The organism is Pedobacter sp. UBA4863 (genome assembly GCF_002399615.1).
Classification (GTDB): domain Bacteria; phylum Bacteroidota; class Bacteroidia; order Sphingobacteriales; family Sphingobacteriaceae; genus Pedobacter.
Genome location: NZ_DHDZ01000046.1, coordinates 34603 through 60095 on the forward strand (window position 1 = coordinate 34603; position 25493 = coordinate 60095).

The 25493-nt window shown below is 36.5% G+C and carries 22 protein-coding genes; 14 read left to right on the forward strand and 8 right to left on the reverse strand.

Annotation, left to right across the window (positions count from 1 at the left end; all coding sequences use genetic code 11):
• The first annotated feature begins 172 nt into the window (after positions 1–172).
• Positions 173–1093: a YihY/virulence factor BrkB family protein gene (locus B3I52_RS12130; RefSeq protein ID WP_293301609.1), complete on the forward strand. Its 921-nt coding sequence runs from the start codon at positions 173–175 to the stop codon at positions 1091–1093.
• 109 nt (positions 1094–1202) lie between these two features.
• On the opposite strand, the gene B3I52_RS12135 is transcribed toward B3I52_RS12130, so the two are convergent.
• Complete coding sequence (locus B3I52_RS12135) at positions 1203–1790, reverse strand: porin family protein (RefSeq protein ID WP_293301611.1); 588 nt, start codon at positions 1788–1790, stop codon at positions 1203–1205.
• A gap of 125 nt (positions 1791–1915) precedes the next feature.
• Positions 1916–2191 carry a hypothetical protein gene (locus B3I52_RS12140; RefSeq protein ID WP_293301613.1) on the reverse strand — a complete coding sequence of 92 codons (276 nt, stop codon included), beginning with the start codon at positions 2189–2191 and terminating at the stop codon, positions 1916–1918.
• 261 nt (positions 2192–2452) lie between these two features.
• Here B3I52_RS12140 and mdh point away from each other — a divergent pair, with 261 nt between their 5' ends.
• The 4 genes from mdh (at position 2453) to B3I52_RS12160 (ending at position 5147) form a co-directional block, all read left to right on the forward strand.
• Entirely contained in the window at positions 2453–3391 is a 939-nt protein-coding gene (mdh, locus tag B3I52_RS12145; RefSeq protein WP_293301615.1) for a malate dehydrogenase, read from the forward strand.
• Between the two features lie 70 nt (positions 3392–3461).
• Positions 3462–3890 carry an aspartyl protease family protein gene (locus B3I52_RS12150; RefSeq protein WP_293301617.1) on the forward strand — a complete coding sequence of 143 codons (429 nt, stop codon included), beginning with the start codon at positions 3462–3464 and terminating at the stop codon, positions 3888–3890.
• Between the two features lie 7 nt (positions 3891–3897).
• Complete coding sequence (locus B3I52_RS12155; protein WP_293301619.1) at positions 3898–4560, forward strand: peptidoglycan recognition protein family protein; 663 nt, start codon at positions 3898–3900, stop codon at positions 4558–4560.
• Positions 4561–4610: 50 nt separating this feature from the next.
• Entirely contained in the window at positions 4611–5147 is a 537-nt protein-coding gene (locus B3I52_RS12160; protein WP_293301621.1) for an SRPBCC family protein, read from the forward strand.
• 139 nt (positions 5148–5286) lie between these two features.
• Here B3I52_RS12160 and B3I52_RS12165 read toward each other — a convergent pair whose 3' ends face one another.
• Entirely contained in the window at positions 5287–7266 is a 1980-nt protein-coding gene (locus B3I52_RS12165) for a KUP/HAK/KT family potassium transporter (RefSeq protein WP_293301623.1), read from the reverse strand.
• 656 nt (positions 7267–7922) lie between these two features.
• Between B3I52_RS12165 and B3I52_RS12170 the strand changes: the two genes are divergently transcribed.
• The 4 genes from B3I52_RS12170 (at position 7923) to bcp (ending at position 11401) form a co-directional block, all read left to right on the forward strand.
• Entirely contained in the window at positions 7923–8441 is a 519-nt protein-coding gene (locus B3I52_RS12170; RefSeq protein WP_293301625.1) for a T9SS type A sorting domain-containing protein, read from the forward strand.
• A gap of 78 nt (positions 8442–8519) precedes the next feature.
• Positions 8520–9131, forward strand: a complete 612-nt coding sequence (locus tag B3I52_RS12175) for a fumarylacetoacetate hydrolase family protein (RefSeq protein ID WP_293301626.1) — start codon at positions 8520–8522, stop codon at positions 9129–9131.
• Positions 9132–9136: 5 nt separating this feature from the next.
• Positions 9137–10864: a M23 family metallopeptidase gene (locus tag B3I52_RS12180; RefSeq protein ID WP_293301627.1), complete on the forward strand. Its 1728-nt coding sequence runs from the start codon at positions 9137–9139 to the stop codon at positions 10862–10864.
• Between the two features lie 75 nt (positions 10865–10939).
• Positions 10940–11401 carry a thioredoxin-dependent thiol peroxidase gene (bcp, locus tag B3I52_RS12185; protein ID WP_293301628.1) on the forward strand — a complete coding sequence of 154 codons (462 nt, stop codon included), beginning with the start codon at positions 10940–10942 and terminating at the stop codon, positions 11399–11401.
• A 100-nt stretch (positions 11402–11501) separates the two neighbouring features.
• Here the strand turns inward: bcp and B3I52_RS12190 are convergent, their stop codons facing one another.
• The 5 genes from B3I52_RS12190 to tgt all read right to left on the reverse strand — a co-directional run bounded on the left by B3I52_RS12190 (position 11502) and on the right by tgt (position 19196).
• Positions 11502–12329 (reverse strand): CvfB family protein, encoded by an 828-nt coding sequence (locus B3I52_RS12190; protein ID WP_293301630.1) that lies wholly within the window; start codon positions 12327–12329, stop codon positions 11502–11504.
• 323 nt (positions 12330–12652) lie between these two features.
• Positions 12653–12940 carry a LapA family protein gene (locus tag B3I52_RS12195; protein ID WP_293301632.1) on the reverse strand — a complete coding sequence of 96 codons (288 nt, stop codon included), beginning with the start codon at positions 12938–12940 and terminating at the stop codon, positions 12653–12655.
• A 16-nt stretch (positions 12941–12956) separates the two neighbouring features.
• Entirely contained in the window at positions 12957–15728 is a 2772-nt protein-coding gene (locus B3I52_RS12200; RefSeq protein WP_293301634.1) for a hypothetical protein, read from the reverse strand.
• A gap of 1233 nt (positions 15729–16961) precedes the next feature.
• Positions 16962–18065, reverse strand: coding sequence for an LptF/LptG family permease (locus B3I52_RS12205; protein WP_293301636.1), 1104 nt, complete (start codon positions 18063–18065; stop codon positions 16962–16964).
• Positions 18066–19196, reverse strand: a complete 1131-nt coding sequence (gene tgt / locus B3I52_RS12210; protein ID WP_293301638.1) for a tRNA guanosine(34) transglycosylase Tgt — start codon at positions 19194–19196, stop codon at positions 18066–18068.
• A gap of 151 nt (positions 19197–19347) precedes the next feature.
• Between tgt and B3I52_RS12215 the strand changes: the two genes are divergently transcribed.
• The 5 genes from B3I52_RS12215 (at position 19348) to B3I52_RS12235 (ending at position 25425) form a co-directional block, all read left to right on the forward strand.
• Positions 19348–20469 carry a glycosyltransferase gene (locus B3I52_RS12215; protein ID WP_293301639.1) on the forward strand — a complete coding sequence of 374 codons (1122 nt, stop codon included), beginning with the start codon at positions 19348–19350 and terminating at the stop codon, positions 20467–20469.
• Between the two features lie 103 nt (positions 20470–20572).
• Positions 20573–21202, forward strand: coding sequence for a 16S rRNA (guanine(527)-N(7))-methyltransferase RsmG (rsmG, locus tag B3I52_RS12220; protein ID WP_293301641.1), 630 nt, complete (start codon positions 20573–20575; stop codon positions 21200–21202).
• 542 nt (positions 21203–21744) lie between these two features.
• The gene (locus B3I52_RS12225) at positions 21745–22449 is read left to right on the forward strand and encodes a hypothetical protein (protein WP_293301643.1); all 705 of its coding nucleotides are present in this window, start codon (positions 21745–21747) and stop codon (positions 22447–22449) included.
• A 254-nt stretch (positions 22450–22703) separates the two neighbouring features.
• The gene (dprA, locus tag B3I52_RS12230) at positions 22704–23798 is read left to right on the forward strand and encodes a DNA-processing protein DprA (RefSeq protein WP_293301645.1); all 1095 of its coding nucleotides are present in this window, start codon (positions 22704–22706) and stop codon (positions 23796–23798) included.
• A 265-nt stretch (positions 23799–24063) separates the two neighbouring features.
• Positions 24064–25425 carry a pyridoxal-phosphate dependent enzyme gene (locus tag B3I52_RS12235; protein ID WP_293301646.1) on the forward strand — a complete coding sequence of 454 codons (1362 nt, stop codon included), beginning with the start codon at positions 24064–24066 and terminating at the stop codon, positions 25423–25425.
• The last annotated feature ends 68 nt before the right edge of the window (positions 25426–25493 follow it).

Sequence of the window (25493 nt, forward strand, 5' to 3'; positions counted from 1 at the left end):
ATATTAATATTTTACAGGTTGGGCTTGGTGGTGACACCAAAATATAGCTATGGGCTGTAGGCGGGTGTCCCCATCTGCCTAGTATTTATTCTTATTGAAATTTAAAAAGCTTCTAAAAAGCGATAATAACAAACAGAGGTTAAGCTTATTTTGTTATTTTTGAAATTCGCTAATGGGAAATATTGCAGCCATCAAAAATACTAAACTCTTTCATTTTTGTTATCATCTGCAAAAAGCATTTGTGCTATATCAAAAAAACGATCCTTTACGCTTAGCGGGGGCCACAGCTTTCTTTGCCAATTTTGCCATTCCTCCCATTTTGCTCATACTTATTAGGCTTTTCGGGTTTTTTGTAGATAAAAAGATTTTAGCAACCCGTTTGTTCGAACGCATTTCAGAAATATTAATCCCAAGCAGTACCGAACAAATTAGACAAACACTTAGAAATATTCGCGGTATAGACCACAACTGGTGGGCAACCATATTAACTTTTGTGTTTTTTATTTTCGTAGCCACCACGCTTTTTAATGTCATTAAAAATTCTGTAGAACAAATCTGGAATATTGGTCAAGACGCCAAGATGGGCTTTTTATTTACTTTAAAAGTAAGAGCTAGGTCTATGGCAATTATTCTATTGGCTGGTATTTTATTCTTTGTTGGGCTAGTTACAGATAGCCTGCAGGCATTTGTAAGTGCCTACCTTAATAACAATGCGCCTAACTTTGGTAAATGGTTGCTTTGGGCCTTAAACCAAACTTTGTTTACATTAATTGTAATGATTTGGTTTACCATTTTATTTAGGTTTTTAACCAACGCCCGTCCAAGTTGGGCAGTAGCTTTGCAAGGCGGCTTGCTTACCGCAATTCTGTTTAATTTAGGCAAGTATATTTTACGCATTATGTTGCCTTTAAGCAATATAGAAAACATATACGGTGCTTCGGGATCTATTGTTTTGGTAATGCTTTTTGTGTTCTATTCGTCGCTTATTTTTTATTTTGGAGCTTGTTTTATCAAGGTAATTAGCGAGAAAAAGCAGGAAGATTTACGTTTAATTAAAGGGGCACACGCCTACGAGTTAAAAGAAATTAACTAGAGCAATCACTTTGTTTTCAAAAACGCAGGTAGTTAAAAGAAGCATTTTCGACTTTGCCAAGTTGTAATCCGTAGCCTACTTATTCCATTTTTAAACGGTCTGCACTGTCCTAGAATAATTTAATTCCTAAGCCTAGGGTGAATAAATTTAGCTTAGTCTCTGGATCACCGTCCGAATTTAGTTTAGATAGCCCCATTTCGTACCTTAAATCAACGCTTAACTTGCCTAGGTCTAAGCCAGTACCAAATTGCCAGCCTAAAGCCTGATCTTTTAAATCAAGACTAAATATTTTTGCTGCTGCCTCGTCAAAACTTTGCTCTTTATCTAGTATAAATGATACAACAGGGCCGGTATTAAGTCTTACACCAACACCAGCCGCCCCAATTTTAGTTCCCAGCAAAATAGGCAGATCCAAACTGCTAAACTTTATTTTGTTTTGCTGTCCTAAGTTGTTTTTAAGCTCTGTATTTTTTTCAGAGAAGTATAGTTCTGGTTGTAAATGTATGCCTGCCACGCCAAAACGTGTCCAAATTCCACCGTAAAAACCAGATTTACTGTCGCTGGCAAAAGTGTTGTCGATACTAAATTTCGACAAATTTAAGCCACCTTTGATCCCCATGTTAAATGAAGGAACTACTTGCCCAAATACAAAAAATGTACAGCAAATTAAAAACGTGGTTAGTATTAATCGTTTCATAATTTTATACTTTATTTACAAAACCATTGAGGCATTATTTTACAATTGGTGTTTTACTCCTTTTTAGAGTGTGGTTAGGCAAAGCATCTCCCCAACGCTGTTATGCAACGCCATAAGAAAGGTAATTAAATTTTAGTTTCAATTTTTTCAAACCCCTGCATCTCAAAAACAGCTAATTTGTCTAGCAAGTTAAAATGTAGTGTGCCGAAAAAATTAAAAATTCCGTCATCATTTTTGCCCTCAATACAAACAGACTCTTTTAAAATAGGGTTTTTTGGATTTTTCGCTCCAGAAAAAAGCATTTCTTCGTCTTGAATAATTACATTTTTTGCTTCGATTGCGAAGTCGTTTAAAAGGGCCAAAAATGCCTTGCCATTTAACAATAGTTCTTTAATATTCATTACCCAAAATTTAATATGAATACTTATTTTAAAGCTAAACAAACAATGCATATAATTGGTTCTAAAAATTTATATTTTAACAATAGGGGTTAAACAGCTGTTTTACCAAAGAGAAGTGGGCAACCCCAAAGCATCCGTTATCTTTCATTATTTATTTGCCTTACCTCAGGTTAAAGTAAATTATAGGTTAAAACGTTTTGTTTAATCAATCAAAGTTTTAACTTAGTTGCATATTATTTTGAAATTTTAAAGACCTGATATATGAAGATTACAGTAGTAGGCGCTGGAGCAGTTGGTGCCACCTGTGCAGACAACATTGCACGCAAAGAATTAGCAGAAGAACTGGTATTATTAGATATTAAAGAAGGTTTTGCCGAAGGTAAGGCTATCGACATGATGCAAACAGCAACATTGTTAGGCTTCGATACCAAAATTAAAGGCGTTACCAACGACTATAGTCAAACTGCAGGCTCGGCAGTTGCTGTAATTACATCGGGCTTGCCTCGTAAACCGGGAATGACCCGCGAAGAACTGATTGGCATTAATGCCGGCATTGTAAAAGGAGTGGCAGAAAATATCCTTAAATACTCACCAGATGCTATTATTATTGTTATTAGCAATCCAATGGATACCATGACCTATTTGGCGCTTAAATCTTTAGGATTGCCAAAAAATAGAATTATTGGTATGGGTGGTACTTTAGACAGCTCTCGTTTTAAATACTACTTGAGCCAAGCGCTAAATTGCAACCCTAACGATTTACAAGGTTTTGTAATTGGCGGTCATGGCGATACTACGATGATTCCTTTAACAAGATATGCAACTTACCAAAGCTTGCCTGTTAGTAATTTATTAGATGAAGCTACCTTAGAAAAAGTAGCTGCCGATACCATGGTAGGTGGGGCAACCTTAACCGGTTTAATAGGTACATCGGCTTGGTATGCACCAGGTGCTGCTGGCGCTGCCTTGGTAGAAGCTATTGTACGCGACGAGAAAAAATTATTTACTTGCTGCGTTGCCTTGGAAGGCGAATATGGACAAAAAGATATTTGCTTGGGTGTACCTGTTATTATAGGTAAAAATGGCTGGGAGAAGATATTAGATTATAAATTAAACGAAAAGGAACAAGCGGCTTTCAACAAAAGTGCCGATGCAGTACGTAACATGAACAACGTATTGGCAGAAATGAAGTTGGTTTAATATAGGTTAACTGCTACTGGTTAATTGCTATACAATTAATCTACTACACAATTAAAAGATTAACCTAATAATGAAGACAATTTCTGTTCCTTTAATTTTAGTGAATTTACAAGACAACGGTTTCCACATTTTGGTGGAAATTGTTGTTTTTGGCGAAAAGCTTTTTGCGGTAGTAGATACCGGCGCATCTCGTTCGGTATTCCACAAAGCATTGCTAGAAAAGCACGTTGAAGACCTGCAAGAAAACGAAGAGCAACAAGCCGCTACTATTTTTAGTAGTGCAACCACTTTAGTAGGTATTATTCCATTATTGCAAATTGGGAAACTAAAACTACCTAACTACGAAACCGTAGCTATTGATTTGCAAAGTGTTTCGGACACCTACCTGCAAATGGGACAGCCAGCTATTGCCGGTATTATTGGCGGAGATATTTTGGTAGCTTATAACTGCAAAATTGATTATCAAAAAAAGGTATTGAGGTTTTATATAAGTCAATAACAACGTTATGAAAAAAATAATTTTATCTATACTTCTTTATTGTACTGTAATGCTAGCATCGGCTCAGGAAATAAAAATTGTAGATAAACCCATTACTTTCGATTCTACACGTGTTCGCTTATCTATCGAATATTTAAAGGAAAGACACGGCATTACTCAAACAACGCCAACTATACAACCTAAAATAATTGTACTGCATTGGACCGCGGCTACCACTTTTTCCTCTACTTTTAATGCATTTAACCCACCAAAATTACCTAATGGCGATAGAAAAGATATTGCCAAAGTAAGTAGTTTAAATACTTCGTCACAATTTTTAATAGATCGGGATGGAGCCATTTACCGCTTAATGCCCGAAAACTACTTTGCTCGACATGTAATTGGCCTAAACTATTGTGCCATTGGGATAGAAAATGTTGGTAGTGCCAATTTCCCGTTAACAGCGGCACAATTAAAGGCAAATGAAATGCTAGTAAGGTATCTTTACAAGAAATATAACATTGAATATTTAATTGGCCATTACGAATATAGCAAGTTTAAAGGCACTGCTTTGTGGAAAGAAACCAATCCAAATTACATTACTATAAAAAATGATCCCGGTATTGATTTCATGAGCAAAATGAGAGCTAATGTAAAAGACTTAGCTTTAAAAGGAGCACCAAGCAATTAATTTTCTTTTTAAAATTCTTTAACTTTATTTAAATCAAATAATTTAAAGACATGAAATTCTTAAAAGTATTTTTAATGGTGGTGGTTATTTTAATTGCCATTATTTTAATTGGAAGTTTATTTCTTCCAAAAACTTATTCGGTAAGCAGATCTATTAATATTGCTGCAAAAGATACTATCGTTTATAAAAACATTGCCGATTTTAACAATTTTCAACAATGGAACCCTTGGTACAAAATGGAACCAAATGTTAAAACTACCATTAGCGGCACCCCAGAACAACCAGGCCATTTGTATGAGTGGGTTGGAAATGAAACCGGAACCGGGCAAATGAAAATTACCGAATTAAAACCGGTAGAAGAGGTAAAAATTGAGCTGAAATTTATTAAACCTTTCGAAAGTTTAGCCAATACGCAATTTAATTTGACGAAAAATGGCGACTCTACCAAAGCAACCTGGAGTATGAGTGGTGAAAACAACATCATCAGTAAATGGATGTGCCTTTTTGTAAGCATGGACTCGATGATTGGTAAAGACTTTGAAGATGGATTAAAATATTTAAAAGAAAAATCTGAACAAGCGAAGTAAATCAGTAAGCCTGCTTTAATACTAACAAGCCTGATGTCGTACATGCGAAATCAGGCTTGTTTTTTTGTTATAGGAAAGTTTTTGATGCCTTAATTTATTTGCTGCAAATAAAGCTGGCAAGAAAAAAAGCAATGCGCTACTAAACAGGCAATCGATTCAGTTCTATATCGTCTGGACTAACAAAAATTAAAGGTACTTTTTCTACATCTACATAGCTCGAATCTAGGCCAAAACTGGCAACTTCAGACAAGCTGAGCTTTTTAAGTACCATGTAGTAATCCATAATGCTCTCTTCGTAAAAACTCAAGTTAGTAAACTTGCTCAATGTTTTTTCTAAAAGAACAAATCTAAAATCGCCTGTAATTTTATGTTTATTTAGTGAGGTGTATTGGCTGGTAATATCTACTTCGCCATTCTTCACCAATTCTTCTACTACTTTTCTATAGAGCAAGTTTACACGCTGTTCAATCCTAAAACCAAGCTTAAAATCAATCCTTATTAACTTGCCAGGAATCAAAAATTCTACTTTGTAGTCCATGGTGTAAGGCTCGTCCATTACATCAACGTGAACTAGCCAATACACATCGGCACGTTTAGGCTCTTTTTGTATAATAGAGTAAACAATTTTTGATTCGATTTCTGTTTTAAAATTAGCACTTGTTAAATAAACTAACTGCGAGGAGAATTTAGGCACCGATACATCGTTGCTTAATTCTTTGATGATGTCGTAATAATCTTCAATTTCTACGTATTTAACAAACCTGTTTTTAATTTTACGGGCACTGTACCAAGTCCACATAACGCTTAACAGTATTGTACTGATCAATAAGGCAAACCAACCACCATACATAAATTTATGCATGTTGCCCATTAAAAAGGCCAGTTCAATAATGCCGTAAACACTTGCAAAAAGAATAACCAGGTATTTTGGGAATTTTTTGCGCAACATAAAAATAACAACCAAAATGGTGGTCATTAAAAATGTGAGGTTAATGGCCAAGCCATAGGCACCTTCCATCTTGTCTGATTCTCTAAATATGAGTACAATAAGCACACAACCTGCAAAGAGAATCCAGTTAATAGATGGTACGTAGAGCTGCCCCTTTTGAATACTTGGGTAATTAATTCTAACTTTTGGCCATAAGTTTAACCTTACTGCTTCCGAAATGAGGGTAAAAGAACCAGAAATCATTGCTTGCGAAGCGATTACCGCCGCCATGGTGGCTAAGCCTACCAAGTATAAAACCATGCTGCCCGGCACTAATTCGAAAAATGGATTAGTTGTTTTAGGGTCGTAATTGGCATGGTTTAATATCCAAGCTCCTTGGCCTAAGTAATTTAATATTAGCATAGATTTCACGAAGACCCAAGTAATACGGATGTTTTTCTTACCGCAGTGTCCTAAATCAGAATACAATGCTTCAGCTCCTGTGGTACATAGAAAAACACCTCCCAAAATAAGAATTGCCTGCGTATTGCTCAGTAATAGATCAATCGCATAATAAGGATTGATTGCTTTAAGAATAAATGGGCTATCGATAATTTGAACAAAGCCAACAATGCCTAACACCAAGAACCATAAAAACATAATTGGCCCAAACAACTTACCCACTAAATTAGTGCCGAATTGCTGTATAATAAACAATATGGCTATAATGGTAAGTACAATTGGGAACACTTCTAGTGTAGGGAATTTGAGCTTTAAACCTTCTATTGCCGAGGTTACGGTAATACTTGGTGTAATCATCCCGTCGGCAAGTAGTGCCGCACCGCCAATAATTGCCGGAATAACTAACCATTTTGCCTTTTTTCGAACCAAAGAGTAAAGCGAAAAAATTCCTCCTTCACCTTTATTATCGGCTCTTAAGGTTATAGTTACATATTTAATGGTAGTTTGTAAGGTTAACGTCCAAATGATACACGAAAGTGCTCCCAGAACCAGTTTTTCATCCAATGTTGGCGCAACCAAAACTCCATTGACCGTTGTTTCGGCCAACGCTATTTTAAAAATGGCTTTTAAAGTATAGAGAGGCGATGTTCCTATATCACCAAATACTATTCCCAGTGTTACTAACAACCCACCAGCGGTAAGGGCATTCACATTTTTATGACTCGACACGTAATAAAATTTTGAGACAAAACTACATAAATAATCAAAATAAATACTTATTTCGTTATAAAAGCCATTTCATGGAAAATATTTAGAAGTTGTTTAATAAACTGTTTAAATTTCTTATTCCTAAAACACAGGTGTTATGTTTAGCCTGTCGAAACATTCTTCAACAGGTGGTCTTCGATTATTTGTATCATTTTTCACCAGTTATAAGTCGCGACGCGGTTTAGGTGCCTTTTAAACGTGAAATTTTAGTATTTCAACGGTGCTTTTTCATTTACAATATTACATTTCATTCGGGTTTCATACGGATATTATTCGGATGTCATTCGGGTTTCATTCGAAATCAAGCTACTTATTGTCGAAGGTAATCCGAATGAAACCCGAATGAAACTCCTAAAAAATAGGAGGAAAACTAGTTGTTAAAGTTTGCTTCACGTGCGGATAGAATAGGGCATGGCGGTGCAGGAAAGGCCGTACAAAATGTACTACAGGATAAGGTTTTGCCGAAAAATTACAGTGGTACACTATTTATTCCATTTTTTAACTTGTTTCTTGTGCTTGCATTAGTTTTTTATCCCGTTAAAAATTGTTAAATAATATTATAAGATTGCCTTTTATTTGATTGTTTAGTTTAATTATTTATATTTTTGTAGAATTAAATGAACATCGATAGAGTTAAAATAGCGCTTGGCAATCACGTAACCTACCTAACATTAGTTTTAGTGTTAATTGGTGCGTCTGTTTTTGCCCAAAAAATAGACTCTAATGTTATCTCCTACAAGCCTAAGGCGCAAGCGGTGAGTAAATTACCTGTAATTAAAGGTACGGTGCAGCCCTATAAAATGAACGTTTATCGTTATCTCAATTCTAATCATACAGCTAAGGCAGGCAGTAACAATAAAGAAAAAAACGAAAAATTTTTAACCGTACTTAAAATATATCCTAATCCAGTAGTTGAGCAGTTGAATATTAGCTTGCGTTTAGATAAGAGTACAAATTTATCGATTAAGATTACCGATTTATTGGGCAATGAAATTGTAACGCTTTTGAACGAAAAGGCATCGCCGGGAGAACACACCAAGACCTTTAATGTTCCAGCAAAACTAAATGCGGGCATCTACTTTCTTCGTATTGTAGCAGGCGGCGAGCCAATCATCAAAAGAATATCGGTACTGTAGTCAATGTTTTTTAGTTTTTTGGATACTTAGTGGTTCTTCCTACTTTTTACTTTCAACTTTTAACTCTTACTTTGTGTTATGAAGATTATTGCAATTGGCAGAAACTATGCCGCACATGCCGCCGAGCTAAATAATGCCATACCTACTAAACCCATCATATTTTTAAAACCCGATACTGCCGTTTTAAAAGATAACAAACCCTTTTACCTTCCCGATTTTTCTAATGATATACATTATGAACTAGAAGTTGTGCTTAAAATATGCAAAGAAGGCAAACATATTGCCGAGAAATTTGCGGCCAATTATTACGAAGAAATTGGTTTGGGTGTAGATTTTACAGCTAGGGATATACAAACAGCTCATAAAGAAAAGGGTTTGCCCTGGGAGTTGGCAAAAGCTTTTGATAACTCGGCGGTGATTAGCAATTTCTTGCCGAAAAGCGATTATCAAGATATGTACAACCTTAGGTTTGAGTTGAAGAAAAACAGTGAAAGCAAGCAGCAAGGTCATACCGCCAATCTCTTGTTTTCTTTTGAAAAAATTATTGCTTTTGTATCACAGTACATTACCTTAAAAAAGGGCGATTTAATTTTTACGGGCACCCCAGAAGGAGTGGGCAAAGTAAATGCTGGCGATAGGCTAGCGGCTTGGTTAGAAGATAAGCAACTCCTTAATTTCGAAATAAAATAAATTTGATGCGCAACTACCTTACCTACGTTTTACTGCTGTTATCAGTTTTTGTTTCAAACCATTTAATAGCACAACAAATTTATAGCAACAACATTTATCCATTAACTGGTTTTGGGTTGCCTTTAGCTATTGAACCCCCAGCGCTGGCCGGTTCTTTTGGTGAATTGAGAGCAAACCATTTCCATTCGGGCATAGATTTTAGAACTAACCAACGTATTGGCTATCCTGTATATGCACCTGCAGATGGTTTTATTTCTCGGTTACGGGTGCAAAACAGCGGTTTCGGACTGGCGTTGTATATTAGCCACCCTAACGGTTATACCACGGTTTATGGGCATTTGGCAAGATTTAACCCTAAAATTTCGCAGATCGTAAAAGACATCCAGTACAAGAAAACCTCTTACGAGATTGATGAATTTCCTGCTGGCGATCTTATACCGGTGAGAAAAGGAGAGGTGATAGCTTACAGTGGCAATACTGGTAGTTCTGGAGGCCCGCACTTGCACTTTGAAATTCGCGATAGCAAAACCGAAGCTACTATTAACCCGCAATTGTTGGGTATGAGCATTGCCGACGATATTCCTCCTGTAATTCATGCCATGTATGTTTATCGCTTAAATGGCAAGCCTTTTAACGAATTTACACCTAAGCAGTATTTTCAAGTGATAGGGAGCATGGGCAGTTACAAACTTAACCAAGTAAGTACTATTAATCTAAGTGGCGAAGTAGGCTTTGGTATTGTAGTGAACGACAGGCATAATGGCGCTTCGGGCAATAATGGCGTGTATGCTATTGAACTGGCAGTGGATGGCAATACGGTTTATACTTCGGCACTAGAAAGGTTTAGTTTCGATCATAGCAAGGCCATTAACACCCATATAGATTATCCTACCTATATGCGCACCAAACAATACATTCAAAAAAGCTTTGTAGATCCCGGAAATCCGTTGCAAATTTATTTTAACCTCGTTAATAATGGACGTGTTACGTTTAACGATGGAAAAACGCACACGGTTAAATATACCATTAGCGATGCTAGAGGAAATAAAAGTTTGTTGGCTTTTAACGTTTTTGCTAATCCTAAAGCAATTATAAATACGCCAGAATTACCCGCAGGAATTAATTTTGCTTACCATAAAATAAACGAATTTAGTACAGAAGAAGTGAAAGTGATTTTACCTAAGGGAACTTTGTACAACGATTTGAATTTCTTGTACCAGAAAACTGCTAAACCACTACAAAATGCATATTCAGAAATCCATCATATTCACAATAGTTTAACGCCATTGCATACTGGCTTTGAATTATGGATTAAGGCCGATAGTAGCATTGTTAAACAGTCCAATAAAGCACTAATTGTAAATACTAACCGTTCTTCGCAAGGCGGATATTTTGAAAATGGTTGGGTAAAAGCCAAACCACGTAATTTTGGTAGTTTTTTCGTTACCATCGACACGGTGCCCCCAAACATTATCCCATTAAATATTGCCAATGGAAAAAATATGGCAGGTATTAGCAAAATGAGCTTTAAAATTAGTGACGCCCTATCGGGCATTAAAAGTTTCAACGGTTATATAAATGGCAAATGGATATTAATGGAATTTGATACCAAAACGGCCAACTTATGGCATGTTTTTGATGAAAGAACAGCGACGGGGAAACATACGTTTGAGTTACTTGTTGTTGATATGAAAGATAATGTTAAAAGGTATGCAATTGAATTTTACCGATAGGTTCGAAGATAAAAGTCCGATGATATGACGTATCTTCACTCATTCAAAATTTCATCATTCAATCATTAAAAAGATATGAGTACATTACAGGAAGGCAGTAAAGCACCAGCGTTTTCGGCAAAAGACCAAAATGGCCGTACCGTTACTTTAGACCAGTTTAAGGGCAAAAAGGTAATTCTATATTTCTATCCAAAAGACAATACGCCTGGTTGTACAACAGAGGCTTGCGATTTTAGGGACAACTATCAAGGTTTGCTAGCCAAAGGAATAGAAGTTTTGGGCGTAAGTGTAGATGACGAAAAATCGCACCAAAAATTTATAAGTAAATACAACTTGCCTTTTACTTTATTGGCCGATACAGATCAGCAAATTGTACAGGCTTACGGTGTTTGGGGCGAAAAAAATATGTATGGAAAAAAATATATGGGCACCAACCGAACTACTTTTGTGATAGACGAACAAGGCAACATAGCTCATATTATTAAAAAAGTGGACACTAAAAATGCCACTGCACAGGTGTTAGAATTGCTAAAATAATTGCTTTATTGTGTGGCGCTAAGCGTATGCATAGCGCCTTGCTTAGGTTAGTTGTTTTGAAAGTGCTATGTATTAAATCGGTTTTAACAGTGGCATAGCGCTAAGTTATTAGCTTGATGTGATGGTCTGATAGTGTGATTAGGCGTTCTTTGTACAAGCCGCCAATTGCTTTTTTAAAGGCACTTTTACTTACTTGGAACCTGTTGTAAATTTCTTCTGGACTACTTTTATCGCCTAAATTAATTTCGCCAACTACTCGTAATTCTTCTAAAATGTAGTCTTTAGTTTCTAAGATATGCCCAAAGCCCGAAGGTTGCAAGGTTAAATCTATTTTGCCCTCTACTCTAATTTTCTTAATCCAGCCAGTAGTTCTTTGCCCGGGTTCTATGGTAGAGAATACTTCGTTGTGGTAAAGCAAGCCAATAAATTCGTCGTTAATGATGGCGTTATAACCTAAATCAGATTTATCTACAATTAAAAGGTCAACCGCATCGCCTTCTTCAAAATCGTAGCCCTGGTGCGCTACAAAGTCATCAACTTTAGAAGATGCCAATAGCTTGTTAGATCGGTCGTCTAGGTAAACAAAAACTACATAGCTTTCGCCAAGTTCCATGGGCCTTTTTTGTTCTCTCCGTGGGATAAAAACATCTTTGTCTATGCCAATGTTCACATAAGCGCCATCTTCGGTAACGGCAACCACGGTCAATAATGCAAATTCATCGGCAGTTGCCAAAACTTCTTTTAGCGTGGCTACCGTATTGCCATCTTTGTTGAGGTAAACAAAGGCATCTACATCATCACCTAGCGCTAGGTTTTTTGGTACTTCTAAGAAAGGTAAAAGCACTTCGTTTTCACCATCTGTTAAGCTTAAACCCTGACTGTTTTTTGCTGCTATTCGCAGTTTGTTGTATTTGCCTATTGCTATCATTTGCTATAATTAATAGGCAAAGGTAGCAAGATTATGCTTATATCTGTGGTGCATTTAACCACAACACTTGTCTAGATTTGGAGATGCACAGATTTTTATTGTTTTCAAACAAAATTGAATTGAAATAGCATTGTTAAATAGTGAGGTTTAATGCCAAGAGTTCAGTTTTCCGAAATTTTCATCGTCATTCGTGTAGCGCTGGCTAAATCTCCCAAATGCACAGCAGGTGTTTGTAAATGCGAAAAAAGCATGTTTGGGTAATAAAGGTAGTTGGGGTACTAAAAAGCAGTAATTTCGCAAACGCAGTGCTAGAGGTAAACTTTTTAACTAATATAATCTCGGTCTTCGTCGCTAAGGTTGCTTTGTTTTTCTTGTTGCTGAGGGTAGTCTCTCTCAATTTCTTCGTTGTAGCTGCTGTAGGTTTTGCGTGGTCTGCCGGCAATAAAACCTAAAATGAAACCAATTAAGATACATACCCCTATTACAATTAGTTTAGAGACTTCTACGGGTTGTCCAATAATGAAATTGAATTCTACGGCATCGTTGTTTACAGTTAAAAATAGTGTTAACAGTGCGGTTAGAATAATAATAGCTATGCTTTTGCCTGACATGGTTTTTGATTTAAGTTCAAAAGTAATAATTAAACAACAGTTCGAATATAGGGTTTTGATTGTAAATTTTATTGGTGAAAATTAAGCGAGCACCAATATCGGCCACAGGTTGGTAGCGCAAAAGGTTCATGTCGCTACGAACTTCTAGGCCAAATGTTTTAGGTTGTGATAAATTGGTCTCCTTGCCCAGGTTTTCGTAATGGCTAAATAAATTTGCCCTCACGTTTCTTACGTAAGCTAAAGAACCAATTTCTAGGTCGGGAAATAGGAATGGAAAGCGGTAGTTTAGCAATAATGTGTTTTTAAGTAAACTTTTGGCTTTAATCTGATTGTAGCCATAAACCAACGGGATATCGTTCACGCTTCTAAAAGTACCTGCATTTTGTTGATAGCTAAAACTGGTCAAAAGAGTGTGGTTTTTGGCTAGCCCCGGAAAATAAAAATAGCTTTCGAAAGCAAACAGCTTTCCGGTAAGGTGCTGCTCGAAAGGTAGATTTTGGTATTTTATATCAATAATTTGAGCCCATTTAGGTGCGATGTCTCGCTCTGCGCTTCTTACCTGGTGGTTAAATCTAACTCGGTAAGTCATTGGAAATTCGATAGTGCTCACCAATCTGCTGGCATCTACGGTATTAAAATGTCGGTTTACATAATAGGTTCCCGTCTCTGCCGAAAAGCCAAAATTATGATTGAAAGAGTTAAGACTTAGGGGCAACGAAATGGTAAGGGCAGTGTAGTCTTCTCGCCATTGCGCCTGGTGAATTGCATTTTTGTACCGATAATTAGTTAAGCGTGGTCGGTTTCGGTAGCTCAGGTTAACTATCGGATAAAGGGCCTTGTATCTTAAGCCAACATTGTATTCTACACGCTGTAGCGAACTTAGGTAAGTAACGCCACCATAAAAGCTGGTGGTGTTCAGTAAATCGTCAGATTTTAATTGTAGCCCAACACGTTCTATGGCATCGTCTGAAGTTGGGCTGATGCTATGAAAATTAAAGGAATGTTTTAACGGACTGTAGGGCCTGCTTGTAAAAGTACTGTCAGGCACATCGGCAAAAACATAGTCTTCGGCTTTGGTTTCTTGACCGTAATAAACAAAGTTGTTTTCGAGAATTGCACTAGGTGCAACAGGTGTTTTAGCAATTTCGTAGCCATTTAATTGGTAGTTGTTAAAAACCAATTGACCGGTATTGGTAAAGCTTGCATTAAAGGCACCGTATTTAGCGGCTGTTAAAGCGCTTATTTTTTTTGATAAGGGTTCTATCTCGTAAATGTTGTCGATGCCGTTGTAGTGCGCATTAAATGCTATCTTATCGTTAAAAAAGATTGGTCTGCTTAACTGCTGTCTGCTGTTGCTCAGTAAAGCTTCGGTTTTTTGTTCGTCTTTTAACCAAAGCGATTTGCCTGCCTCGCTTACGGTTATCCAAGCTATTTTACTGCCATTGTAGTTTAGCGCAGGTGTTTGTAGCTGGTCGTTTTTCTGGTTAGCTAAGCTGTCTGTAATTTTGCCAGTTGCGATATCTAGCATTACCAAGGTGTTTTGGTTGCTGTAGTCTATACGTACTGCAATCATTTTTTTGCCATCGGCAGAAATACTAGGTGCAAATAACCTGCTTTTGTGGGTGAGTTGTTTCTTTTTACCCGTTTGGAAATCGTACATGCAAATTACATTGTAGCTGCGCTGTTTGTACCTCGGGTCTTCGCGTTTTTCGTCCCAAACTATTTTTCCGTTTCCATAGCTGTACCATGGTTGTTCTTGGTATCCAATTTTTAAAATACTTTTTTCTTTTAGGGTAGGGGAGATGGTAGCAAAGCCCGGTGTTTGGCTTTTACTTTGTTTAATAACCAATAGGCTTTTATCAGGTAATTCTGTAGGCAAATAGTAGTTTGTTGCATAAGAGCTAGGTTTGTTTAAACTAACATAGTTGATAGCCTTATTTAAGGTGCTTTGTTTCTCCCAATTGGCTTTAAGCTTTGCCAAAGTTTTATGGTAATATTTATTGGTGTTGGTTCCTGTAAATTTTTTCAAGCTTTGCGAAAATGGGTACAGTCTAACTGGGCGTTTATTGAGGTCTGAAAGAAGCTTGTTGCCGATCTCTAATCCATATTCTTTTTGGAGGTTTGAGTTAAGTAGATAACCGAGCTGATAATAGCCTGGGGCGATATCTTTTTCGGAACCAAAATAAGCTTTAGAATAAGAGATGTTTTTGCCTTCTAAAACCGAAGTTCTGAAAGGCATGATCCAGCTGGGTTGTCTGCCCCGGCCCGAGTAGGTTAAGGCAGTTTCGGTGCTTACTGCATCGCCTTCTAAAAACCAAAGCGGTGTACTTATGCCTATATAACCAAAATACACTTCCTCTGGAAAAGGGAAGCCTTTCTTTCCGGTGATTTTATTGAACTGCGCAACGTGTCTTAATTCGTGAACTGCCAGGTTGTTTAGCCAGTCTTGGTTGTCGAACTGCTGCGGAGGCATAGTGTAGAATTGTGATTTTTTTGGGGCAAGTTGAACGAAGCCATTAGAGGTGGTTCCTTGGTTCTGTAATACTATGGGGATGGTGGTTTTTTGCTCGCCTAAACTTTTACCTACAGTAGGGTAGATGTAAGCAAGGGTATTGGCCATTCTTTGTGCTTCTTTTTCGAGTGGGGTAGGATAGATGATTTTAAAACCACCATGCTCAATTTGTCGCCATTTTACACTAAGCGGCGATTGGCTTTCGTCGAAAAATTGAGGAAAAGCACTTGAAAAACAATTGCTTAATATTAAAGATAATAATAGTCTGATTTTCAATGTTTTTATGTGTTTTTATTTGGGTGATAGTGCTGTTTGCTAAATAATTTAGTTTTAGCTTATTGTTTTTGGATTGTAGTTTGTGATTTTATTATTTATTTAAAATTTGTAATTAATTGATTTTTAATTATTTATTTTATTTATTTTTTTGAGTTTGTATGGTTGTTTTTATAGTGTTTTGTGCTTGTTTTTATTCATTATATCCATAAAAATAGTTCTCTAATATAGGATAATTAAATGAGAAAATATGTACACTATTAACGTTGATTTTCTTCGCTTAAAAATGGCGTGTTTTTTATAAATGTATGAGGAATTTAAAGTTTGAAGGGTTGTAATGGATTGGATTTTGTACTTCTAAAATTAAAATTTTTACTGCTAAGTGTTTATTATTTGGCTTGTATTTTTCATGTTTTTAGGTTTTTTTTATTTCCTTTTATAGATGTTTTTATTTTTTAGATAGTGTATTTTTTTGTTTTTTAATTTTGCTTTTAGCAGATATTTTGTAATTGGTTTTTGTCATCGTTATGGATAGTGATTTTAGTAGGATGTTAAAAAAGAACAAGTAGGTTTTAGTTTAAGTGAGGAGCTAAGGGTAAAAGTGTTTTTGCAATTTTCCGAAAGTAACAAATATTCTAATTTAAGTTTTAGATAGATAAGAGTGAGGTATCAAAAAGAGTATCTCTTGCAGGGAGTAAAATCTAGGTAATTCCTTTTTAGTGTACGTCTTTTTCTTGTTGTTTTTTATCTTTAGTAGGTAGGTTCTTAGAGGTTAATTTTTTGCTATTGTGGTCTTTTTTTTGGATGATATAATGGTTTGAAAAGAGCTCCTTTTTTTGTGATGGATTAGTCGGTTTTTAAGCTTTTTTAGCGGCGTTAAAGCGTAGGTTTTTTTGTTTATTGTGGCGGTTTTAAGATAGGCTATGTTGCCTTTTTTTATGGTGTTTTTTACTGTTTCGATTTTTGAAAGCGACTTAGAAATGGTTTGCCGCTCTGAACTTAAGAGGCTTATTTCACGCTTTTTTATAAGAAAACGGCTATTTTAATGCATGTTTAGAGAGAAAACGGAAGTAATACAGCTCTTTTAGGTGGTTTTTAGGTGATGGGTTAAGTTTTTGGTTGATTTGGCCCTTGCGTTGAATTACGTGGCTTAAAATAGTCTGTATTGGATATAGGCTATTTTAGGGCTCGGTAAAAAACAAGCAACAAGAAAGCAAATTAAATGTATAAAGACTATTATTTAGGTGCTTTGCGGAGCAAATAAAGGCCAAGTAGGCCGAAAAGTAACACTGGTAATAAATTAGCCAATAAGGGCGGTAGGCCTCCTTTAGTAGAGAACATTTTGGCAAACTGGTTAAGTACAATAAATAAAAAACTTAACACAATGCCAATTCCTAAGGGCAAGCCTACGCCGCCACGCACCTTACGAGATGATAGTGCCACGCCAATTAGGGTAAGTACAAAGGCTGATAAAGGTTGTATATAGCGCTTGTATTGTTCAAACAATAGGTCGTTCATTACGCCAGAGCCTCTAATTTTCTCTTTATCAATCTTGTCGGCAAGTTCTTTGTCTGTCATGCTTTCTACCACGTTATCATAAACCGAAAAATCGTCTGGTTTCATGTCCAAAACAGTGTCTTTTGTTTTGGTGTTGGCATAAACCATATTCTCTTTAAGGTCTTTAATGTTTCTGATGCTGTAATTGGTGAGTTTCCAAACGCGTTTAAGCGAATCGTAGCTAATTTGTTCTGCCACAAGCTTTTTCTCTAAAACATCGCCCTTAAAACGATCTAATGAGAATTTATAGCCAATATTGCTACGGTTGTCGAAATTATCGATGTAGATATAGGTGTTTTCATCGATTTTCATATGTATGTTCGACTTTGTGTAAGGATCGTTTTTCTTTATGACTTGATTTTCGAAGGCGTTTTTAATCTTATTCGTATAAGGTAGCATGTAAAGATTAGCAGCCAAATTAATAGCGAAAATGATAAAAGCGGAAATGAAATAAGGTCTTAAAAAGCGGTTAAAGCTTACGCCGCCACTTAAAATTGGTACAATTTCGGTTTGGTCGGCCATTTTTGCTGTAAAGAAAATTACGGCAATAAAATTCATTAAGGGCGAGAGCATGTTTACGTAGAACGGAATGGAGCCGGCATAGTATTGACTTACTATTTCCCAGGCAGTCATGTCGTTTCCCAGAAAATCATCAAGTTTTTCCGAAAGATCAAAAATTATAATAACCACTACAAAAACGGCCAGGGTATATACAAAAGTCCCTAAATACTTGCCAATAATGTAGGCGTCGATAATTTTTGAACGTCGCTTGATGAAATCCATTTACAGTTTTGTCCCTAAGATAGTAACCATTTTGTTTTTCCACTCATAAAACTCGCCAGCAATGATTTTTTCTCGAGCTTCGTTAACTAGCCACAAATAAAAATGTAAGTTATGTAAAGTAGCAATTTGCGCTCCTAAAATCTCTTTGCTGTGCATTAAATGACGTAAATAAGCCTTAGAATATACTTGGTCGGCTAATAAATCGCTGTCTGCATCAATTGGAGAAAAATCGTTTGCCCATTTTTTATTGGTGATGTTGATCATCCCGTTTTTGGTGAACAGCATTCCGTTTCTGGCATTTCGGGTAGGCATTACGCAATCGAACATATCTACCCCTAACGCAATATTCTCTAAAATATTGACTGGCGTACCTACTCCCATTAAGTAACGAGGCTTTTCGTAAGGTAAAATATCGCAAACAACTTCGGTCATGGCGTACATTTCTTCTGCTGGTTCGCCTACCGATAGGCCTCCAATAGCATTTCCTTCTCGTTCCATTGAAGCAATAAACTCTGCAGATTTTATCCTTAAATCTTTATATACAGAGCCTTGTACAATAGGGAAAAGCGTTTGGTCGTAGCCGTATTTAGGTTCGGTAGTGTCAAACCTATTACAACAGCGTTTTAACCAACGGTGGGTCATATTTATCGAGTTTGCAGCATATTTGTAATCGCAAGGGTAAGGTGTGCATTCGTCAAAGGCCATGATAATGTCGGCCCCAATGGTGCGCTGAATATCCATGGCATATTCTGGGGTAAACAAGTGTTTAGAGCCATCTATATGCGAACGGAACGTAACACCTTCTTCCTTAATTTTTCTTACTTTACTTAGCGAGTAAACCTGATAGCCGCCACTATCGGTTAAAATAGGTCTATCCCAGCCAATAAACTGGTGTAAACCGCCAGCTGGCTCTAAAATTTCCAAGCCAGGGCGTAGGTAAAGATGATAGGTGTTGCCCAGGATAATTTGTGCCTTAATATCGTCCTTCAGCTCTTTTTGATGCACTGCTTTTACTGTTCCGGCAGTACCCACAGGCATAAAAATAGGTGTTTGTATGTTGCCATGAGCGGTAGTAATTACGCCTGCCCGGGCTTTCGAACTAGGGTCTTTCGCCTGTAAATCAAATTTCATAGATGCTTTTACTCTTCAAAAATCCGACAAAAGTACAATTAATTGTTGGAGAGTTGAAAAATTGGGGCTAGCGAAATCTTAAAAACTAATTTTCAACAAGCGCAACAAATTCGGTTAAAAAACAGACCTTTGTTCTCTTTACTACACCATCGTGGAATTTAACATACTCGAAATATCTTTACTTATTGCCCTCGGTATTTGTTTGCTGATACAGTTGTATTTTATACTGGGCGTACACCTTAAACTTGCGCTTTACCGTGTTTCAGACATTCAAGAAAAAACCTTAGCGCCTCTTAGTGTAATTATTTGCGCCCGCAACGAAGCCGAAAACTTAGCGCAATTTTTGCCCAGTGTTTTAACGCAAGATTATCCAGCTTTTGAAGTAGTGGTAGTTAACGACAGATCTTGGGATGGTACCTCTGATTTGCTTAGAGATTTAGAAAAACAACATGCAAACCTAAAAGTAGTGCAGGTTCCAGATAGCGCTAATTTTATTGCAGGTAAAAAATTTGCGGCAACCATGGGCATTAAAGCAGCAACTAACGAATGGCTGGTTTTTACTGATGCCGATTGCGAGCCGGCCTCTAATAATTGGTTAAAAGGAATGCAGCAACCAGCAGATGAAGAAGTTGCTATTTTATTGGGTTATTCGCCCTATTTTAAAATGAAAGGACTATTAAATGTGCTCATACGTTTCGAAACTTTTTTTACTGCTGTTAACTACCTTTCTTTTGCGCTAAAAGGAATGCCTTATATGGGCGTGGGCCGGAATATGGCTTATAAAAAGTCGCTTTTTTTTAAGAATAAAGGCTTTGCTGCCCACATGCATATCCCCTCTGGAGACGACGATTTGTTTGTAAATGCTAACGCTACACCAAAAAATACAACTATCCAAATTCATAAAGATACGCAGGTATGGAGCGAGCCAAAGACTACTTTCTTAAGTTATTTACAACAAAAGAAAAGACATATTGGTGCTGGTAAACTTTATAGGCCGAAACATAAGTTTATATTATCGACACAAATTGCAGTACAGTTTTTATTTTACGCCTTGGTTATTGCTTTAGCCTGTTTTAAGCCAACACAGTACATTGCATTGGCGGTGTTTATGTTAAATCTAATAGTGGGATGTTTTGTTTATCCTAAATTATTGAAAAGACTAAATTATAGCGAGCTGAGCTGGTGGTTTCCAGTTCTGTATATCATTTTAATAGTTTTTCTGGTATTTAATGCCGTGCTGTCCATCTTTGTAAAAAAGGTGCAATGGAAATAATTGGATTTACGAATTACAATTTTAGATTTAAGGACTAGTGTTCGAGAACTGCTAACTGGAAAACTACTTTTAACTTTACGTTTTTTACTTTTAACTTTACCCCATGGTAAAACCCGATATTATTTTCAAATACTTTAAAGATTTGAGTGCTACGCAAATTGAACAGTTCGAAAAACTTTTTGATTTGTATAGCTTCTGGAATTCGCAAATTAATGTGATTTCTAGAAAAGATATTGAGGAACTTTACGAACGTCATATCTTACACTCGTTAGGTATTGCTAAATTTTGCAGTTTTAAACCTGGCGAAACCATACTTGATGTGGGCTGTGGTGGCGGTTTTCCGGGTATTCCCTTAGCTATTTTGTTCCCAGAAAGTAATTTTCATTTGGTAGATTCTATAGGTAAGAAAATAAAAGTGGTAACCGAAGTTGCTAGCGCATTGGGTTTAAAAAACGTAAAAGCATCGCACAGTAGGGCAGAGCAAATTACCGATAAATACAATTTTGTAGTTTCTAGGGCAGTAACTCGCTTAGGCGATTTTTACCCTTGGGTAAGAGGTAAATTTGCGAAAGAAAATATCAATGCCATCCGTAACGGCATTCTTTACCTAAAAGGAGGCGATTTGGCCGAAGAGATTAAGGAAAGTAAACTTAAAGCAGAATTGTATCCCCTTTCAGCTTATTTTGAGGAAGAATTTTTTGAAACCAAATATGTGGTTTACGTACCGCAATAAACTATTTTAGGCTATTTCTGTTTTCATCGAATAACAGCAAAATTAAATAATTGGTGGTTATTTTGTAGGCAATTCAGTTCATTTTGAGCCTATATTTTCTAATATTGGAAGTGGTTTTTAGCGATGTTTAAATTATTTTTCACTCTTTTTTAGAGTAATTGGCCGCTTTTTGTCGATTTGTTTTTTGTAGCTATTTTATAAAAATCGTTTGCTTTTTCAACTCGTTAAAATCAACATTAAATTAAAAATATTTTTAATTTGAATACGCTTGTTTTACCATTGTTTTGTGTTTGGTGTAAGCTGATTATCAGGATATTTTAAAATCTGATTTTGTAGGCAATGAAAATGAACGGCTAAAGGAAAAGGAAGCTCCTAAATTGGTGTATTTTCTTTAATTTTTCAATGTATTGGCACTTTTTTAAAAAGAAAATAATTGTAGGTAGTGATGTTTTATGTCAATTTTTTAAACTGGTTTTAGTGTCCGAAATAAAAAATTGGTACGGTTTCTGCAAAGGCAGCCGAAAATAAATACAATAACAATCATGAGAAAAATTTTATTACTTGCCGGTCTAGCTATGGGTGTGTTTACTGCAAACGCACAAGATGTTTACAAGCCTGTTAAAGGCGACGTTACTACCGAATTTGGTTTAAGTGGAGGTGTGTTGAACTCTGACTTCCGTTTAAATGAGGATGGTAATCTGTTGAGATTCCGTTATTTTACACACGACAAAATGGCCTTACGCGTTGGCTTTGGTTTGTCTAGCGATAATGAAACTGCAAATGCTTACGGAGCTAATGCTAACGAAACAGGCGAAGTGGTTAGAAAAAATACTGATCTGTTAATTAATTTAGGATTAGAAAAACACTTTACAGGTACAGAGCGTTTGTCGCCTTATGTTGGTGCCGATGTTTTGGTAGGTTTTGGTTCTAGAAAAAGGTCTTACGAAAACTCGAACAATAATTTAGGCAACCCGTCTTATGTAGCTAATGTTTCTGGTTCTACTACAGGTCCAGGTTCAGTTTCATTTGGTTTAAGAGGCGTTGTTGGTGCCGATTATTATTTCGCTAAACGTCTTTTCTTAGGTGTTGAAGGTGGCTTAGGCTTACTTTACGCTAAAGAAGGTAAAACCAAAACAAGTTCTACCGTTGCCGGAAATACCACTACTACCGAGTTCAAATCGGCAGGTAATTCATTTAAGATTAACCCAAGTGTGATTACTGGTGTACGTATTGGTTTCGTTTTTTAAATAAAGAAAATACCATCAAAAAATCCCAATGCAGTTACTGCATTGGGATTTTTTGATTCCTCACTAATTCATAATTTTCTTACTTGTTGAGGGTGGTGTATCATTCCTCATTAATGAGTTAAGCCTTCTCATGCTAATTTCAAAATCTGCAATTTGTTTTTTGCGAGTTCTTTATTTATAAATCGTATTGCTTTGCCGAAGCTAAAATTATTTTTATAGTTTTATGTTCTGTATTTCAGTACTTTATTTTTTGTATGAGTAAAGAATATCAAATTGCATTGACACTTGTAAAGGGCGTAGGTACTATGTTGGCCAAGAACTTATTACTGCATTTTGGTAGTGCCGAAGCAGTATTTGAAGCAAATTATACGCAACTGCTACAAGTTGAAGGAATAGGAAAGAAAACTGCCGAGGCCATTATGAATACCGATGCACTAGCCTTGGCCAAACAGGAAATTGAATTTATCGAAAAACACGACATAAAATTGCTCTTTTATACCGAAGATGATTATCCTAAACGCCTAAAAAACTGCTACGATGCTCCCTTATTGCTTTATTATAAGGGTGTAGCTAATCTTAACCAACAGCGGGTGGTTAGTATTGTTGGCACTCGAAACGCCACTGCTTATGGTAAAATGTTGTGTAAACAATTGATAGAAGTGCTAAAACCTTACAATGTGCTTATTACAAGTGGATTGGCGCACGGCATCGATGCAGCTGCTCATAAAGAATGTGTGCAAGCGGAAGTAGCTACCATTGGTGTTTTAGGGCATGGGTTAGACAGAATATATCCAGCGGCGCATCGGGAGCTTGCTGCTAAGATGCTTAAAAATGGCGGTTTGCTCACCGAATTTTTGCCTGGAACAAATCCAGATCGTGAGAATTTCCCTAAACGCAATAGAATTATAGCAGGCATGGCCGATGTAACGATCATCGTGGAAGCCTCTCTTAAAGGCGGAGCGTTAATTACCGCAGAAATTGCCAATTCGTACAGTAGAGATGTATATGCTTTTCCGGGTAGGGTAAACGACGAATTTTCGGAAGGTTGTAATTTCCTGATTAAAACCAATAGAGCGGGGTTAATTAATAGCCCAATGGATTTAATTTATTACTTAGGCTGGGATGATGAACTATCGAAACCAAAGCTACCTGTACAAGCACAATTGCCTTTAGACCTAACAAAAGACGAACGGAAAGTAGCAGAAGTTTTGATGGCTGCTGCAATGAGCGTTGATGAATTGGCAATTCATGCTGGTTTGCCTCAAAGTAAGCTCGCCATTATTTTGCTCACTTTAGAAATGAAAGGCGTTATTATAGCCTTGCCAGGCAAATTATTCAAGTTAGCTTAGTAGCTAAATTCACCGACTTAGTATTGTTTTGCTAACAAATTTTTATTAGAAATATCATTGATTAAATTTTTAATAGCCTAGCTGTGCATCCCGTAATGGGACAGGTACTGTTGCCAATAAATACATTATGCCAAATTTATAGCATATTTAGTATATCATTTTTATAGATTATAAAACTAAATTTTGTTTTATTTATTATGTTGAAATTTAATTTTAAATAAATTTTAATGGCAAAATACTTGTTGCTGTTCGCTATTTTTGTACCATGTGGTATAACAATATATTAGAAACCATTGGCAATACGCCTTTGGTAAAATTAAACAACATTGTAAAAGGTATTCCGGCTACGGTTTTGGCAAAAATAGAAACTACCAATCCTGGTAACTCTATTAAAGACCGTATGGCTTTAAAAATGATAGAAGATGCCGAGAAAAGTGGCAAACTAAAAGCTGGAGGAACTATTATAGAAGGTACTTCTGGTAATACAGGGATGGGCCTGGCCATGGCCGCTATTATAAAAGGATACAAATGTATTTTTACTACAACCGATAAACAATCTAAAGAAAAGGTAGATGCTTTGCGTGCTTTTGGTGCAGAAGTAATTGTTTGCCCTACCAATGTAGATCCAGAAGATCCACGTTCTTATTATTCAGTGTCGTCGCGTTTAGAGCGGGAAGTACCAAATTCTTGGAAACCCAATCAGTATGATAATTTAGCGAATTCACAGGCGCACTACGAACAAACTGGACCAGAAATTTGGGAACAAACCGAAGGTAAGATTACACACTTGGTAGTTGGCGTTGGTACTGGTGGCACTATTTCGGGTACAGGAAAATATCTGAAAGAGAAAAATCCGAACATTAAAATATGGGGTATCGATACCTATGGTTCGGTATTTAAGAAATATAAAGAAACTGGCATTTTCGATAAAAATGAAATTTACCCCTACATCACCGAAGGTATTGGAGAGGATTTTTTACCGGCCAACGTAAATTTCGATATCATTGATTTGTTTGAAAAAGTAACCGATAAAGATGCCGCTTTGATGACTAGAGAAATCTGTCGCCAAGAAGGAATTTTTGTAGGTAACTCGGCTGGCTCGGCAGTTGCAGGTTTGTTGCAATTAAAGGATCAGTTAAAGCCAGAAGACGTGGTAGTGGTGATTTTTCACGACCATGGTAGCCGCTATATGGGCAAAATGTATAACGAAGATTGGTTGCGTGAGCGTGGTTTCTTAAAAGACGAAAAATTAACGGCTCGTACCATTATTGCTAAGAAAGAAAATGCAGAAATAGTAACCATTGATTGCGAGAAGACCGTTTCGGAGGCATTTAACACCATGAGTACACTGAATATTTCGCAAATTCCGGTTACCCAACAAGGTATGTTAGTAGGTAAATTGGCCGAAAGCGATATTTTAAATGCGTTGTTAGAAAATCCGAGTGTAAAATCGGCTAAAGTAGAAACCATTATGAGTGCTACTTTTCCTTTTGTAGATCTAAATACTTCGATAGATCGTTTATCATCATTAATTAATAAAGATAACAGCGCTGTATTGGTAGAGTTAGAAGATGGTAAGTTTGATATTATTACGCAGTACGATATTATCAATGCGATAAAGGGGTAATAAAGAAGTTAAAAGTCTAAAGTAAAGAGTTAGAAGCTGTTTAAAATGATATTAATATTTTACAGGTT

Coding starts and splice junctions, on each gene's coding strand:
- B3I52_RS12130 (WP_293301609.1), top strand. CDS start 173: ATGGGAAATATTGCAGCCATCAAAAATACTAAACTCTTTCATTTTTGT.
- B3I52_RS12135 (WP_293301611.1), bottom strand. CDS start 1,790: ATGAAACGATTAATACTAACCACGTTTTTAATTTGCTGTACATTTTTT.
- B3I52_RS12140 (WP_293301613.1), bottom strand. CDS start 2,191: ATGAATATTAAAGAACTATTGTTAAATGGCAAGGCATTTTTGGCCCTT.
- mdh (WP_293301615.1), top strand. CDS start 2,453: ATGAAGATTACAGTAGTAGGCGCTGGAGCAGTTGGTGCCACCTGTGCA.
- B3I52_RS12150 (WP_293301617.1), top strand. CDS start 3,462: ATGAAGACAATTTCTGTTCCTTTAATTTTAGTGAATTTACAAGACAAC.
- B3I52_RS12155 (WP_293301619.1), top strand. CDS start 3,898: ATGAAAAAAATAATTTTATCTATACTTCTTTATTGTACTGTAATGCTA.
- B3I52_RS12160 (WP_293301621.1), top strand. CDS start 4,611: ATGAAATTCTTAAAAGTATTTTTAATGGTGGTGGTTATTTTAATTGCC.
- B3I52_RS12170 (WP_293301625.1), top strand. CDS start 7,923: ATGAACATCGATAGAGTTAAAATAGCGCTTGGCAATCACGTAACCTAC.
- B3I52_RS12175 (WP_293301626.1), top strand. CDS start 8,520: ATGAAGATTATTGCAATTGGCAGAAACTATGCCGCACATGCCGCCGAG.
- B3I52_RS12180 (WP_293301627.1), top strand. CDS start 9,137: ATGCGCAACTACCTTACCTACGTTTTACTGCTGTTATCAGTTTTTGTT.
- bcp (WP_293301628.1), top strand. CDS start 10,940: ATGAGTACATTACAGGAAGGCAGTAAAGCACCAGCGTTTTCGGCAAAA.
- B3I52_RS12190 (WP_293301630.1), bottom strand. CDS start 12,329: ATGATAGCAATAGGCAAATACAACAAACTGCGAATAGCAGCAAAAAAC.
- B3I52_RS12195 (WP_293301632.1), bottom strand. CDS start 12,940: ATGTCAGGCAAAAGCATAGCTATTATTATTCTAACCGCACTGTTAACA.
- B3I52_RS12205 (WP_293301636.1), bottom strand. CDS start 18,065: ATGGATTTCATCAAGCGACGTTCAAAAATTATCGACGCCTACATTATT.
- tgt (WP_293301638.1), bottom strand. CDS start 19,196: ATGAAATTTGATTTACAGGCGAAAGACCCTAGTTCGAAAGCCCGGGCA.
- rsmG (WP_293301641.1), top strand. CDS start 20,573: ATGGTAAAACCCGATATTATTTTCAAATACTTTAAAGATTTGAGTGCT.
- B3I52_RS12225 (WP_293301643.1), top strand. CDS start 21,745: ATGAGAAAAATTTTATTACTTGCCGGTCTAGCTATGGGTGTGTTTACT.
- dprA (WP_293301645.1), top strand. CDS start 22,704: ATGAGTAAAGAATATCAAATTGCATTGACACTTGTAAAGGGCGTAGGT.
- B3I52_RS12235 (WP_293301646.1), top strand. CDS start 24,064: ATGTGGTATAACAATATATTAGAAACCATTGGCAATACGCCTTTGGTA.